The 13,053-nt window shown below is 66.4% G+C and carries 14 protein-coding genes and 1 pseudogene; 4 read left to right on the plus strand and 11 right to left on the minus strand.

The window, feature by feature from the left end; genetic code table 11:
- The first annotated feature begins 53 nt into the window (after window positions 1-53).
- Both DIE16_RS15745 and DIE16_RS15750 read left to right on the plus strand, forming a co-directional pair.
- Entirely contained in the window at window positions 54-224 is a 171-nt protein-coding gene (locus tag DIE16_RS15745; protein ID WP_221622533.1) for a hypothetical protein, read from the plus strand.
- Between the two features lie 268 nt (window positions 225-492).
- Window positions 493-1,569 carry a polyamine ABC transporter substrate-binding protein gene (locus tag DIE16_RS15750; RefSeq protein WP_409362230.1) on the plus strand — a complete coding sequence of 359 codons (1,077 nt, stop codon included), beginning with the start codon at window positions 493-495 and terminating at the stop codon, window positions 1,567-1,569.
- Between the two features lie 196 nt (window positions 1,570-1,765).
- On the opposite strand, the gene DIE16_RS15755 is transcribed toward DIE16_RS15750, so the two are convergent.
- The 4 genes and pseudogenes from DIE16_RS15755 to DIE16_RS37105 form a co-directional block, all read right to left on the minus strand.
- Entirely contained in the window at window positions 1,766-2,332 is a 567-nt protein-coding gene (locus DIE16_RS15755; protein ID WP_124892667.1) for a DNA-binding protein, read from the minus strand.
- Window positions 2,333-2,417: 85 nt separating this feature from the next.
- The gene (locus tag DIE16_RS15760) at window positions 2,418-3,665 is read right to left on the minus strand and encodes an MFS transporter (RefSeq protein WP_124667149.1); all 1,248 of its coding nucleotides are present in this window, start codon (window positions 3,663-3,665) and stop codon (window positions 2,418-2,420) included.
- 226 nt (window positions 3,666-3,891) lie between these two features.
- On the minus strand, window positions 3,892-4,221 hold the full coding sequence (locus tag DIE16_RS15765) for an H-NS family nucleoid-associated regulatory protein (protein WP_044847685.1): 330 nt from the start codon (window positions 4,219-4,221) through the stop codon (window positions 3,892-3,894).
- 366 nt (window positions 4,222-4,587) lie between these two features.
- Window positions 4,588-4,765, minus strand: a pseudogene (locus tag DIE16_RS37105) (RNA-directed DNA polymerase); the annotation flags it as partial.
- 190 nt (window positions 4,766-4,955) lie between these two features.
- Between DIE16_RS37105 and DIE16_RS15775 the strand changes: the two are divergent.
- Window positions 4,956-5,327: a DUF3564 family protein gene (locus DIE16_RS15775; protein ID WP_124892669.1), complete on the plus strand. Its 372-nt coding sequence runs from the start codon at window positions 4,956-4,958 to the stop codon at window positions 5,325-5,327.
- Between the two features lie 70 nt (window positions 5,328-5,397).
- Here the strand turns inward: DIE16_RS15775 and DIE16_RS15780 are convergent, their stop codons facing one another.
- Window positions 5,398-5,979: a hemerythrin domain-containing protein gene (locus DIE16_RS15780; RefSeq protein ID WP_124521235.1), complete on the minus strand. Its 582-nt coding sequence runs from the start codon at window positions 5,977-5,979 to the stop codon at window positions 5,398-5,400.
- Window positions 5,980-6,498: 519 nt separating this feature from the next.
- Here DIE16_RS15780 and DIE16_RS15785 point away from each other — a divergent pair.
- Window positions 6,499-7,113, plus strand: coding sequence for a cytochrome c (locus DIE16_RS15785; RefSeq protein ID WP_124571241.1), 615 nt, complete (start codon window positions 6,499-6,501; stop codon window positions 7,111-7,113).
- Between the two features lie 454 nt (window positions 7,114-7,567).
- Here the strand turns inward: DIE16_RS15785 and DIE16_RS15790 are convergent, their stop codons facing one another.
- The 6 genes from DIE16_RS15790 to DIE16_RS15815 form a co-directional block, all read right to left on the minus strand.
- A complete protein-coding gene (locus DIE16_RS15790; RefSeq protein WP_124571242.1) occupies window positions 7,568-8,512 on the minus strand; it encodes an SDR family oxidoreductase in 945 nt (314 codons plus the stop codon).
- A 161-nt stretch (window positions 8,513-8,673) separates the two neighbouring features.
- Window positions 8,674-9,087 carry a DoxX family protein gene (locus tag DIE16_RS15795; protein WP_044847690.1) on the minus strand — a complete coding sequence of 138 codons (414 nt, stop codon included), beginning with the start codon at window positions 9,085-9,087 and terminating at the stop codon, window positions 8,674-8,676.
- 451 nt (window positions 9,088-9,538) lie between these two features.
- Window positions 9,539-10,387: an SDR family NAD(P)-dependent oxidoreductase gene (locus DIE16_RS15800; protein WP_124892671.1), complete on the minus strand. Its 849-nt coding sequence runs from the start codon at window positions 10,385-10,387 to the stop codon at window positions 9,539-9,541.
- Window positions 10,388-10,428: 41 nt separating this feature from the next.
- Window positions 10,429-11,262, minus strand: coding sequence for an oxidoreductase (locus tag DIE16_RS15805; RefSeq protein WP_124892673.1), 834 nt, complete (start codon window positions 11,260-11,262; stop codon window positions 10,429-10,431).
- A gap of 112 nt (window positions 11,263-11,374) precedes the next feature.
- On the minus strand, window positions 11,375-11,992 hold the full coding sequence (locus DIE16_RS15810) for an START domain-containing protein (RefSeq protein ID WP_044847693.1): 618 nt from the start codon (window positions 11,990-11,992) through the stop codon (window positions 11,375-11,377).
- 108 nt (window positions 11,993-12,100) lie between these two features.
- Entirely contained in the window at window positions 12,101-13,045 is a 945-nt protein-coding gene (locus DIE16_RS15815) for a patatin-like phospholipase family protein (protein WP_260434395.1), read from the minus strand.
- Window positions 13,046-13,053: the final 8 nt, after the last annotated feature.

Genomic DNA, 13,053 nt, shown 5'->3' on the forward strand with positions numbered 1-13,053 from the left:
TCGTGAGAATCCGTGGCCCGCTGGTGCGGTGGAGACGAGGCGATGCGCGCAACGTGCGGGCATCGATCTCGTCCACCGGCGACAGTGACCGCCGGCAAAGTCCTCGCCTGCATCTGTCGATCTACACCATCCTGTCCCGCCGTTCCGTCCGCCGTCACAACGCCGTCGCCGCGCGCGCATACGTCGCGATCCACACCGACGACGTGGCGTCGCTGCTGCCTTAGCGCGCCCCCTCCGTTCCGTTCGACCTGCGCATCGTGTCGCGTGACTCGCGACAGGGTCGGCTCGCGTTGCGTGCCCTCACGATTCGCTTCGCAGGCCGAGCCGACTCCTGATCATCATGCACCGCCGGCGTTCGTTTCGAGCGCCGGCCGGTTGCACACGTCCATCCCTTGAACCGTGGCGCGGCGAGCAGCCAACCGCCGAGCCTCCCGATACGAACGACAAGCCATGCAACTCCGCACCCTTCGCCGCACCATCGCAACCGCCGCCATGATGTCCGTCGCGGGCATCGCCTCCTTCGTCACCACGCACGCCCAGGCCGCCGGCGAGCTGAACATCTACAACTGGTCCGACTACATCGCGCCGGACACGATTCCGAATTTCCAGAAGCAGACCGGCCTGCACGTGCGCTACGACAACTACGACAGCGACGACACGCTGCAGGCGAAACTGCTGTCGGGCAACTCCGGCTACGACATCGTCGTGCCGACGTCGAACTACATGGCCAAGCAGATCCAGGCAAACGTCTACCAGCCGCTGGACAAGACGAAGCTGCCGAACCTGTCGAACCTCGATCCGCTGCTGATGAAGATGGTCGCCGATGCCGATCCGGGCAACCAGTACGGCGTGCCGTGGGCGTATGGCACCGACGGCATCGGCTACAACGTGCAGGCGGTGAAGAAGGCGCTCGGCGACAAGGCGCCGGTCGACAGCTGGGCGCTGGTGTTCGACCCGGCCAACATGGCGAAGCTGAAGAGCTGCGGCGTATCGTTCCTCGACCAGGCCGTCGACGTGTTCGCCGCGACGCTGCAGTACATGGGCAAGGATCCGAACAGCACGAATCCGGCCGATTACCGCGCCGCATACGAGGTGCTCAAGAAGGTGCGCCCGTACATCACGCAGTTCAACTCGTCGGGTTACATCAACGATCTCGCGAACAACGACCTGTGCGTGTCGTTCGGCTATTCCGGCGACGTCGGCATCGCGCATCGCCGTGCGGCGGAAGCGAAGCGTCCGTACGAGGTCCGCTTCGCGAATCCGCGGGAAGGCGGGCTGCTGTGGTTCGACATGATGGTGATCCCGAAGGACGCGCCGAACCGCGATGCCGCGCTGAAGTGGATCAACTACCTGCAGGACCCGAAGGTCAACGCGGGGATCACCAACGCGGTGTTCTATCCGACCGCGAACAAGGCCGCGCGCCAGTTCGTGAAGCCCGCGATCGCGCGCGATCCGTCGGTCTATCCGGCCGACGAGGTGCTGAGCAAGATGACGCTGCTCAAGCCGATGCCGCCCGAGATTCGCCGGCTCCAGAACCGGTTGTGGGCGCAACTGAAGACGGGGCGCTGACCAGCACGGGGCGGCTCAGTCGGGCCGCCCCGACAGATCGCCGGCACGCACCGACGCGTTCCCGCGACGATCATCCGCTGTTCGGGAAACGGCCGCGGATGCACGACCGCCGATCCGAACGGGCCGTGCTCGACCGGCTGCACGACCAGCCGCCGTCGGCACTCGCACCCGGCGACTGATGCCCGGCCTCGCCGCACTATCGCTGCGCCGGCTCCGCATGCGGCAACTCCGCCGCGAACGCTGCGTCGATGAAGCGGATCACGTCGTCGAGCGACGACGTGCACGTCGCGCCCGCGGCGAGCTCGCGAAACGCGCCGTCGGGCCCGAGGCAGATGAGCGGCTTGCGCCAGCGCTGCGCCAGCGCGATCTCCTCGGCGGTCCCGTGCCCGCCGGGCAGCGCGACGATCAGGTCGCTGCTCAGCACGTTCACGTAGTTCCGGTTGATGGTGTGCGGATCGGCGCCCGGTTCGCGGCGCGGCAGCGGCGTGAGGATCGGGATCTCGACGAACGGATGCGGGTAGCCGTCGAGCGGCACGAAGCCCGCGTGCGGATCGGCCTGCGTCGGCAGGATGCCGATCGACCGGCCGGCCCGCCCCGGCACGCCGGCGAACGCGCGCGCGACCGCCAGCATCACGCCTTGGCCGCCGCCCGTCAGCAGGTTGAAGCCGGCCTGCGCGAGCCATGCGCCGAGCGGCTCGGAAAACGCGAGCCACGGTTCCTTGCCCGAGCCCATCACGCCGATCGTTCGGTGGTTGCGTTGCATCATGTATTCCGGTGATGTGATGAATCGTTGAATTGAACCGCGGCGCGGCACCTGGCTGCGAAACCCGGCCACGCATCGCGCGTCGTCATTCGAGTTCGACGCCCTTGAGCTCGGGGATCAGGAACAGCGTCGCGACCATGTCGAGCACGTAGAGGCCGGCGAGCAGCGCGATCGCCGTCTGGAACGAGTAGCGCGCGGCCAGCGCGCCGACCGCCACCGGCCCGAAGCCGCCGACCGCACGGCCGATATTCCACAGCACGTTCTGCGCGGTCGCGCGCGCGGCGGTCGGATAGCCCTCGGACATCAGCGTGCCGTAGCCGCCGACCATCCCGTTGACGAACATCCCCATCAGCGCGCCGGCCCACAGCATCGCCGTCGGGTCCGACAGGCGCGCGTAGGCGATGACCGTCACGACCGAGCCGAGCTGGTACAGCAGGAACGTCGGCTTGCGGCCGATACGATCGGCGAGCTGCCCGAAGGTCCAGACGCCGATCATCATCCCGACGACGGTCACCGCGGTCCACAGCCCCGACTTCGTCAGCGAGAAGCCCATCTGCTTCGACAGGAAGGTCGGCAGCCAGATCATGATCCCGTAGTAGCCGAAGTTCTGGACCGAGCACAGGATCACGATGCCGAGGCTCGTGCGCGCGGTGCGCGCGTCGGCGACGAGCATCCGGAACGCGTTGGCGCGCGGCCGCGTCGCGCGCTGCACGAAGACTTCCGGCTCGTGCAGCCGGTTGCGCAGCACCCACGCGAGCAGCGCGGGCAACACGCCGACCACGAACATCCCGCGCCAGCCGATATGGAGCAGCAGCAGCGGCGTCAGCAGCGCGGCCAGCAGCACGCCGGCCTGCCAGCCGAGCGCGACGTAGCACGACACGCGCGCCCGCTTGCTCGCCGGCCACGCTTCGGCCGCGAGCGCCATGCCGATGCCGAATTCGCCGCCGAGGCCGATGCCCGCGATGGTGCGATACACGAGCAGGTCCCGGAAGCCCTGCGCGAACGCGCACAGGCCGGTGAAGACCGCGAACAGCATGATCGTCCAGGTCAGCACGCGCACACGGCCGTAGCGGTCGCTCAGGGCACCGAACAAAATGCCGCCCGCGACGGCGCCGATCAGCGTCCACGTGACGAGCGCGCCGCCCTGCCCGGGCGTCAGCTGCAAAGCCGCGGTGATCGCCGGCAGCATGAAGCCGAGGATCAGCAGGTCGAAGCCGTCCATCGCGTAGCCGATCGCCGAGCCGGCCAGCGCCTTCCACGCGTACGCCCCGACCTGCCCGCCGCGCGGCGCCGCCGGATCGTCGAGCGCCGAAGATTTCATGTTTGCTGCCATGGTGTCCCGCCGGAAATGTCCGGGCGACATTCTAAAGCCTGTTCCCGCGCATGACGGGCCCGTGCACGGGCGCACGCAGAAAGCGCCGCGCTGCCCGCTTCCGGGAACGGAAGCGGGCAGCGGCGGTAATGAATTTGAAAGATGTTGAAGCCGGCGATCCCGCAGCAGGCTGGGACACCGAAAGAACGGGATGAAACGGGAGTGGTGAGGCCGGCGCGGTGCTGCCTCAGCCCTGATCGTCCCCGGGCCACCAGGTTTTGGCCTCGCGGTCGACGAGCAGCGTATCGAGATCCCGGCCTTCGAGCCATTTGGGTCGTGGGCCGCGGCCCGACCACGAGCGGCCGGTCGTCGGATCGTAATACTTGGCAGGCGCCTTGCGTTTTCGCTGGACGATGTAGCCGAGGGCGCTCAGCACTTCCTGCTGCGAGATGCCCAACAGCTGGACCTGCTCCCTGAATGCCGCCAGTGCGGCTTGCTTCTCCTTCTGCTTGGCTTCCGACAGCTTGATGTTCAGGTCCCGAAGTTGTGCTTCGAGTTCCTGCAGAGCCTGGGTCATGTATTCATCCTCTTTGGGCATGTTTTTATTCAAAAAACCTCCGATGGCAGAACCTATCACGAAGTTCCGCCAATCTGTGTTGCGATGTGTGAATCGTTTGCCGGCATCTGTAAGGGTTTCGAAGTGTGCCGAACGCGACACCATCGTCGAAAACCGCATGACATCGGCACGCAACACCTGGCGCGCCGCGTTCGAACGCGCGGCGAGCCTTCGGCGGCGACCTCCTCGCCGCCTGGCGCCGCACCCTGGCACAGGCGCGGCATGGCGCGAATGATAGCAGTGCGCATCCGTCATGTTCGAGGACTTTTGCGGTCCGGCGCACACTCGCCGGCCTTGGCCCGCGAGCCTCGACGCCGGCGCGGCGTTTCACGTGCCGAAGCGGCACCCGTCCCGCGCGATCCGCGCATGCAGCTTCGGACCGCGCGCGGCGTTCAGCGCGCTTGCATGGCCGACGCGTCCGGCCAGATGTCCGCGGAAATCCGGATGCGCGGCGCGGGTTCCGCGACGCCGGCCCGCGGCGGATCCAGTTGGTCAGGATCAGGCGGCAGCCGCCGCGACGCTTGTCGTCAGCGTCACGAGAAAACCACGACCGAAGTCGTCAAGCCAGCGATCGTCGATGGCCGTCATGCCGCTTGACCGGTTGACGTGCGTCAAGGCCGGCCGCACGGCCAAACCTAGACTGGACCCATGCCCTCTCACCGGATGTCGGCAGTCACTCATCACAGGAATCCACCATGCGCATCACCGTTCATCTCGACACGTTCGCGCATGCCGGCCCGTCGGCGTATGCGATCGTCTGGCTTGATTTCGACGAGCAAAAGTGGTCGTGTGAAGGCCACTACGCGATGGCAATGCCCTCATGGGGGACGCTTGCCCGGACCGGCGACGGCATCCGGCTTGCCGTGCCCGATGCCAGCCGTCCGCTCGTCGTCCTTGACGGCTTCGCGTCCGGCAATGCCCAAGCACCAACTGTCGGTGCATCCGGCATGGCACGCTGGTACCCGCATGCCCATCACGCGCCGGATGCCGGTCGCTGGCGCGTGCAATGTCTCGATACCGAGCAGGCCGAACCCGAGCACCGGCTGTTTGCAGACGACGCATGCTGAGTGCGTCGCACACACGGAGCCGGAATCCTGGCTCGGTCGAGGGCCTCGGCCCAGACCCACGCGCGAACCGCTAATCTTCCGTTTCCGGAATCGCATTGACGATCATCGAGAACAGCTTGCCGAGATCGGCTTCGAGCTTGACCCCGTCGAATGGATCGCGATTGGCTCCGAAGGCGAGGTCAAGTTCCGCCCAGTCCTCGTTTGACAGCAAACGTCTCGCGGCCGGCAAAATCAGCGTCTCCTCGGTAAACCGGTGATCCGAATAGAACTCGGCATATTCATCCACCAGCGCCACCAGTGCCGCTAATGCGGGCGCGCCCTTCAACTCGTACCGGGTCAGCGCGTGTTCGAGATTGGTCAACATCCCGTCACCTCGCGCGTGCTGAGTCTCCAGTTCGTCGATCACGCCGTCGAATTCGGAAGCCACATCCCGCAATGGTGCAAACAGGTAGCGCTCCTCTTTCGGATGATGTATCTGCTCGGGGTACTCTCGAATGTAATAGAGCATCGCCCGGAACACCATGAGACCCGGAACGGGCTTGCCAGCCGCAAGCAGATGGACATAGCGCCGCATGCCCTCGACGACGGCAGACAGCCGCTCGTGCTCACGGAGGATGACGGTGATCGCGGCCCTCGGCCCCAACGACGACATACCAGACCTCACGGAAACAGGCGGAATGCACTGGCGATCGCTCGATCGACTCGCTTGCGCGGCGAGCCCGTCAGCCAGTGCCCACAATTTCCATCTTGGTCGGCTGCGGCTCGACATCAAAGTGTGCCGACGCGACGGCCTTGAGGGAGATCAAAGAGCATGCCGGCCCGGCAACGCGCGAAGTCGGCATGCGTCGGCCGATTCGAACAGGTGCCCTGCCGACTGAATCGCTCGTGCTTGTCATCGATCCGGCACCTGGTTTTCGAGGTCCGGGTGCGCTCCGCCGCCAGCGCGATCGTGTGAAAGACGGGCGACAGCGATGGACCGGCAAAGCACCCGCGGCGAGCGGCGAAATACACTCGTATTTGACTTCAATCAAGATATCCGTCTCCGGCGCTCTCACACTGTATTCAGTATCGCTACGCAAGCATGAGGCCGCCAGGGAAGACATCGATACCAACGCAAGCGACCGATACCGGCTGTTTGGCTGTACCGCGGTTCGACTGGAAGCAAAGAAAGATGAACAAGATGTTTTTCTTGCCAATGTCACTGCTACCGATCGTCATCGCGATCGGCGGCGTCCCGTCGCACGCACGCGCCGAGGACGGGGAGCAACTGGCTCGGCAGGTCTGTGCCACTTGCCACGGTGCACGGGGACACAGCGAATCACCCATGTTCCCGCGCTTAAGCGCCCAGACACCGGAATATCTCACTGTGCAGCTCAAGGGCTTCCGCGAGCACACGCGGGGCGAGACGCATGCGCGCGAGTATATGTGGGGTATTGCGTCGCGGCTCGACGATGCGACGATTGCATCGCTTGCAGCCTATTACTCGCATCAGGAACCGGTGCATGGCAAGGCAGGCAACGCCGCGCTGATGGCCAGGGGGAAAGATATTTTCGAGCATGGCGTACCGGACCGGGGGACCCCGGCATGCGCGTCGTGCCATGGCCCGCAGGGCCAGGGTGCCGGCGCGTTCCCGCGGCTTGCCGGACAACACGTGAACTATCTGCTTCGGCAGATCGAGTTCTTCAAGAACGAGACACGTGCCAATTCCCCCGTCATGACAGCCGTTGCTCATACGCTGGATGCCGACGACGCCAATGCGGTCGCCACATGGCTCGAATCGCAGTAGGGTCGTCAGCGCGAAATCCTCCGCACGTCGCCGGCACTGCCGAATCGATCCACGATTGCGTCCGCAACCCACAGTTGCGGATGCAACCACGGTGACAGTTGACACGATCGATCCCGGTTCAGCCCGGCTCGTCCCTAGCCACGGTGCATGGAACGTGCCGATATCGATATGGATAACGTAACGTTCCGCTTCGTCCGGCAACTCGACCAGAAAGCAGTCGGTCGGGAACGGGCACGCACGAGGTCGCGCGCGATCGCGTCCGATACGAAGACACGCCACGATCGGCTCTCGCTTGCTCGCGTGATTTTTCGAATGCGCCAGGGTATCGGCGAACCGGACGGGCCGCCTTGCGGCCCGGACGCTTCCCCCAAACGGGAATGTTGCGCGGTGTAACGTCCAGCCGCGCCCCGGCGCCGACCGCTGCCACACGTTGCGGCATTGCGGCGCGCCGCGCTTACGGCAGCGGCGGTGCGTCGCGCAACACGGCTTGCAGCCCCGTCGCGAACGGTGTCACATGATCGATCCCGAGTGCGCGCACGCGCGATGCATCCAGATGGCAGTCGTACGGACGCGGCGTCGCATCGGCCGGCGTGTCGATCCGCGCGAGCGCGGCGTCGATGCCGAGCGCGGCCGCGATCCGTTGCGCGATGTCGTACTTCGTCATCGGTTCCTCACCCGACCAATGACGGATGCCCGTGACCGGCGAACCCGCGAGCTGGCGCAGCGTCAGGTCGCGGATCACGTCCGCCACGTCCGGCGTGTAGGTCGGATAGCGGATCGCCCACGCGTCCATGCCGACCGCATCCGCGCCCGCTCGCGCGGACGCGACGATCGCCGGCACGAGGCTCGTGACGGCCGACTCGCGCCAGTCGACGATCGGGCCGTAGAGCAACGGCAGGCGCAGCACGCAGGCAAGCGGCGACGCGGCGAGCAACGCGGCCTCGCCTTCCAGCTTGGTGCGGCCGTAGATGTTCAGCGGGTTCGGCACGGCATCTTCGCGGTACGGCGCGGCCTTGCCGTCGAACACGTAGTCGGTGGAGATGCCGAGCGTCCAGGCGCCGTAGCGCGCGGCGAGCGCGCCGATGCGGGCCGGCGCGTCGACGTTGATCGCGCGCGCGGCCGCGGGGTCGCGTTCGCAGACGTCCGGGCGGCGCTCGGCCGCGCAGATGATCACGGCGGCCGGGCGGCGCGTGTCGAACAGACGTTCGAGTGCCGGCTGATCGAGCACGTCGAGTCGGACGATGTTTTCCGGCGGCAATGCGAGGCGCCGTGCGCCCGCGGCGTCCGGGTTCCGGATGGTTGCGACGAGCGTCAGCGACGCTGCGCGGGACAACGATGCGGCGACCGCACGGCCGAGCAGGCCGGACGCGCCGATGAGAAGGATGGTCGGGTGCGACACGGTAGCCAACGATGAGAGCGGATGAGGGGCCCCAATCTATACGAGAACCGGCAACCGATGTCGATTTCGCTCGCCCGTCGACGACGGGCGGATGATGAAACACGGGCCCGGTGCGCTTCCACGCACCGGGCCCGTCGTGCAGCACGAATTCTCGCGCCCGCTTACTTCCGGTCGAACGAATACCGCCCCGGCCCGCTCACCGCGAGCAACAGCAGCCCGCCGATGATGCTGATGTTCTTGTAGAAGTTGATCATCGCGAGGTACTGGTCCATGCCCTGCAGCGCCCAGTAGCGATGCCCGATCAACGCGGTCGCGAGCGTATAGACCGCGAACACCAGCGCGAGCGGACGCGTATAGAAGCCGACCGCGATCAGCGCGCCGCCGACCAGCTCGACCGCCACCGCGATCACCGCCGACAGCTCCGGCGACGGCGCACCCGTCGACGCCATGTACGCGACCGTGCCCGAGAAGCCGTTCAGCTTCTGCCAGCCGAACAGCACGAACAGGATCATCAGCAGCACGCGAGCCGCCAGCAGCAGCTCGTCCTTCTTCGACTCCAGCGAAACGTAACGCATAGCAATCACCTTGATTTGACGGTTTGACGCATTCGGTGCCGACGTCCGCCGCAACGGCGAACTCACTGATCGACAACGAACCCGCCTCGCACGATCGAACCGCGGGCCGGCCGGCCCGCTGCCGAAGAATCCGTCCGGTCGCGCCGTCGTGGCGCGCTGCGGAACGGTTCTGGCGAAGCACGGGTGCAGTCTACTGTCTCACCGGAAATCATCAATCCGCCATAACAAGATTTGCTGTCTCGATTTAGTGGACAATTGTCACGTAACAAACGCGTCATAGGCGGCCGGCGGGGCATCGCATACGAAAGGGCTATCGCGGCTTTCCCTTCCATGCAAAGGCAGCCGGAGATCGGCGGGGGTCCGGCCAGCGCAGCGTCGAAGCCCCCTCGGCCCGCGAATACGCCGGACGGCACCCGCCGGACATGCCGATGGCACCGGCCACGGCATGACCTCAGGTGACGATGGCCTGGCGGATCGAGACGCCCTGGGCCGCATTCGATACGGCCTCCCATTGCTCCCACTCGGCCAGTCGCGCCGCATAGGCCGCACGCACGACGGGCATGCCCTCGGTACCCAGGAACAGACGCAACGGCGGCTTGTCCGTATCGACGACCTGCAGCACGGCCTGCGCCGTGGCCTGCGGCTCGCCGAATTCCATGGCCGCACCCCGCGCGAACGCTTGCTGACGCAGCGCTGCGTAGGCCTCCAGCCCCTCGGCGATCTTCAGGGACGCGGGACTCGCGAAGTCGGTCGCGTAGGCACCGGGCTCGATCAGCGTCACTTTGATGCCGAAGTTGGCGACTTCCTGCGCCAGGCTGTCGTGCAGGGCTTCCAGCGCCCACTTGGAGGCGTTGTAGAAGCCGGAAATGGGACCGGCCACGATGCCCGCTACGCTGGAAACGCCCAGGATATGCCCGCGGCGCTGGCTGCGCAGGACTGGCAGCGCAGCCTGGATGACGCGCAGCGCACCGAAGAAATTCGTCTCGAATTCGGCTTTCACGTCGTCGACCGTGGCTTCTTCGATGGCGGCGACCAACGCGTAGCCGGCGTTGTTCAGCACCACGTCGAGTCGCCCGAAATGCTGGTGCGCCTGCGTGACTGCGTCCGCAACCTGCTGCGCATCGGTCACGTCCAGGGCCAGGGGAAGTACGCGGTCGCCATGGCGCTGCGCAAGCACGTCCAGTGAGCCGGCGTTGCGGGCCGTTGCAGCCACCCTGTCGCCGCGCGCCAGCGCGGCTTCTGCCCAGATGCGCCCGAATCCGCGTGCGGCGCCCGTGATGAACCAGACTTTCGATGTCATATCGCATACCTCCATGTTGGGGAAAAGAGCCGTACGGTCTGTCAGCGCGTCTGACTGAGGATGATGCGGTCGAACATGCGGTCGCCTAGCCAGACGCGCATGCGGATCAGCATCTTGGCGAACTTGCCGGCCGCATAGCGCGTGCGCGGCTTGCGACTGGAGACGGCCTTGGAGACCACGTCCGCGATCACGCGCGGATCGCTACCGGTGCCGTGTCCGTATGTCTTCTTGATCGACTTGGCCACCATCTGCACCAGGCGGCCATACGGGCCGCTGGCCGAGCGCTTGACGATGCTGTCGGTGGCGGCATCACCGAAGCCCGTCTCGATCACGCCCGGTTCGACGATCACGACCTTGATGCCAAACTCGGCCACTTCCAGGCGCAGGCAGTCCGACCAGCCTTCCAGTGCGTGTTTGGTCGCGTGGTACCAGGCCCCCAGGATGCTGTACATCTTGCCGCCCATCGAGGTGATGTTGACGATGTATCCGGAGCGCCTGGCCCGCATGGCCGGCAGCAGGAGTTGCGTGAGCCGCGCGGCGCCGAACAGGTTGACCTCGAACTGGTAGCGCGCCTCGTCGATGCCGATTTCCTCGACCGGCCCATACAGGCCGAAGCCCGCGTTGTTGACCAGCACGTCCACCCCGCCCGTCCGGGACAGGATGAACTTGACGCCATCGACGATCTCGTCGTCCCTGGAGAGGTCCATGCGCAGAGGCTCGGCGCCGAGTCGCGCCAGGTCGTCCATCTTGTCGACACTGCGTGCAGCGACATAGACCCGATAGCCGTCCTTGATCAGACGCTGGGCAATGGCCTTGCCCATGCCTGACGATGCGCCGGTGACCAAAGCCGTTTTTCTCTTTCCTGTGGTGGACATGTCGCACCTCGTTTTGTTGAATTGCCGCTAGCTTTTCAGGAAAAGCAGGCCGCTTGCCTCGCGTCATGTGCCAAACGGCTTGCGATCCGCGCCGCCGCACGAGGCGCGATGGTCATCGGCCGGCCTCCTGCACACGGCTGCGCAGTGCCTTGAGCGTCCCGTACGGCGTGTCCACCACTGTCCGGTTGGCCAGCCAGTCGGGAATGGCGCCGCCGGGGGATGCATGCATCTGATAGGTGACTTTCACACCCTCCGCGTCGGGCACCAGCTTCCACTGACCTTTGGCCTGCGGAATCCGCACCTTGCCCTCGCGCAACGGCAGGTAGTCGGGGACCGCCTCCACGCGCACGGTGACCGCGCCGTCGCCGGCCTTCGTGTAGGTGAAGTGGTAGATGCCGTCGCGGTTGGAGACCGGCCAGGGCGCCTTGTTGTCGAGGTAATGGAACTGCTCGGTGTCGGTGGCCTTGAGCAGTTCGGAAGCGGCCACGTCGGGCATCCACTGACGGTAGGCATCGGCGTCACGCAGCACCTTGACGACGTCATCGGGGGTAGCCCGGATCTGCACCTCGCCGCGGAATTCGCGCAGCGGCGATCCGTCGACGTTGCGCACGTAGACCCTGATGCCATCGGCCTGCCTGGCGAGCGACCAGCCGTCCTGCGCGAAGGTCGTCTGGCTGGCCAGCAGCCCAATCAGCAGGGCGGCGGAAAGAAGATTGCGTCGGGCGATCATCGCGAAACCTCATGGAGTGAAGATGCCTTCACCATAGAGGGCCACGCTGCGCAGCGAACTCGCCACGCGCGCCAGAGGGATGGCGATCGGCGCCAGCCTGAACGCGGCTCAGGGCGATTTCGTTCGCGCCTGTGCAACCTGGGCTGCAAGGCCGTGGCGCTGCAAGACCGACCGGATGGCAGGCAATTGCGCGACGACAGCCTCGTAGCCCAGGCGCCGTGCCGTTTCCCGGCCCTCGGCATCGTCCATGCCCGCGGGCGCGATCGGCGGAGCGATCAGCACGTCGGCCGACGCGGCCTCCGGACCCGAGAGCAAGCAGCTTTGTGCCTGCGACACACGCAACCACATCGACACCGCCGAACTGGAGGGGTATTGCGGTCCGTGGCAATAGATGTCCACTGCGATCACGACGTCGGCGCCCAGCGCACGCGCTGCCCGCACCGGCACCAGTGCGGCGACGCCGCCATCGACCAGCAGGTGGCCGCCGGCCTGCACCGGCAGTAACACGCCGGGAATCGCGGCCGACGCACGCAGCGCCTGGCCGGCGTCACCTCGCGTGATCACGTAGGGCCGGGACTGGTCGAGGTCCGTGGCGACGGCGGCGAAACGCACCGGGAAGCGCTCGATGGCTTGCCCGCCGACCAGGCCGTTGGCCCAGCTCGCCAGCGCCTCGCCCTTGACGAAGCCGGGACCGCCGAGGGCAACATCGACCAGCGCGCGCATCCGCATGCTGTTGGCCTGCTGCCCGAGTTGGCCGGGCGAGCGGCCCGACGCATAGGCCGCACCGATGATGGCGCCGACGGAGGTGCCCACGACCAGATCCGGGCGGATGCCGGCTTCTTCCAGCGCCTGCAACACGCCGACGTGCCCAAAGCCGCGCAGCCCCCCGCCACCCAGCACGAGGGCCAACCGGGGTCTGGCGGCAAGCGGTGCGACAGGCGGCACGGCCGCTGGCGCCTGCAAGACGCCGTCGACCAGCCAGAGGCCCTCGAAGCCGGGCCGCGCCCGCTTCGGCGCGCCGGCACATGCGCTCAGCAGGCTGACCGCCAGCATCCAAGGCA

This window comes from Burkholderia sp. Bp9090, assembly GCF_003857985.1.
Lineage (GTDB): Bacteria > Pseudomonadota > Gammaproteobacteria > Burkholderiales > Burkholderiaceae > Burkholderia.

Coding starts and splice junctions, on each gene's coding strand:
- DIE16_RS15800 (WP_124892671.1), bottom strand. CDS start 10,387: ATGACATCGAAAGTCTGGTTCATCACGGGCGCCGCACGCGGATTCGGG.
- DIE16_RS15760 (WP_124667149.1), bottom strand. CDS start 3,665: ATGGCAGCAAACATGAAATCTTCGGCGCTCGACGATCCGGCGGCGCCG.
- DIE16_RS15780 (WP_124521235.1), bottom strand. CDS start 5,979: ATGTCGTCGTTGGGGCCGAGGGCCGCGATCACCGTCATCCTCCGTGAG.
- DIE16_RS15805 (WP_124892673.1), bottom strand. CDS start 11,262: ATGTCCACCACAGGAAAGAGAAAAACGGCTTTGGTCACCGGCGCATCG.
- DIE16_RS15795 (WP_044847690.1), bottom strand. CDS start 9,087: ATGCGTTACGTTTCGCTGGAGTCGAAGAAGGACGAGCTGCTGCTGGCG.
- DIE16_RS15815 (WP_260434395.1), bottom strand. CDS start 13,045: ATGCTGGCGGTCAGCCTGCTGAGCGCATGTGCCGGCGCGCCGAAGCGG.
- DIE16_RS15755 (WP_124892667.1), bottom strand. CDS start 2,332: ATGCAACGCAACCACCGAACGATCGGCGTGATGGGCTCGGGCAAGGAA.
- DIE16_RS15750 (WP_409362230.1), top strand. CDS start 493: ATGATGTCCGTCGCGGGCATCGCCTCCTTCGTCACCACGCACGCCCAG.
- DIE16_RS15775 (WP_124892669.1), top strand. CDS start 4,956: ATGCGCATCACCGTTCATCTCGACACGTTCGCGCATGCCGGCCCGTCG.
- DIE16_RS15785 (WP_124571241.1), top strand. CDS start 6,499: ATGAACAAGATGTTTTTCTTGCCAATGTCACTGCTACCGATCGTCATC.
- DIE16_RS15810 (WP_044847693.1), bottom strand. CDS start 11,992: ATGATCGCCCGACGCAATCTTCTTTCCGCCGCCCTGCTGATTGGGCTG.
- DIE16_RS15765 (WP_044847685.1), bottom strand. CDS start 4,221: ATGACCCAGGCTCTGCAGGAACTCGAAGCACAACTTCGGGACCTGAAC.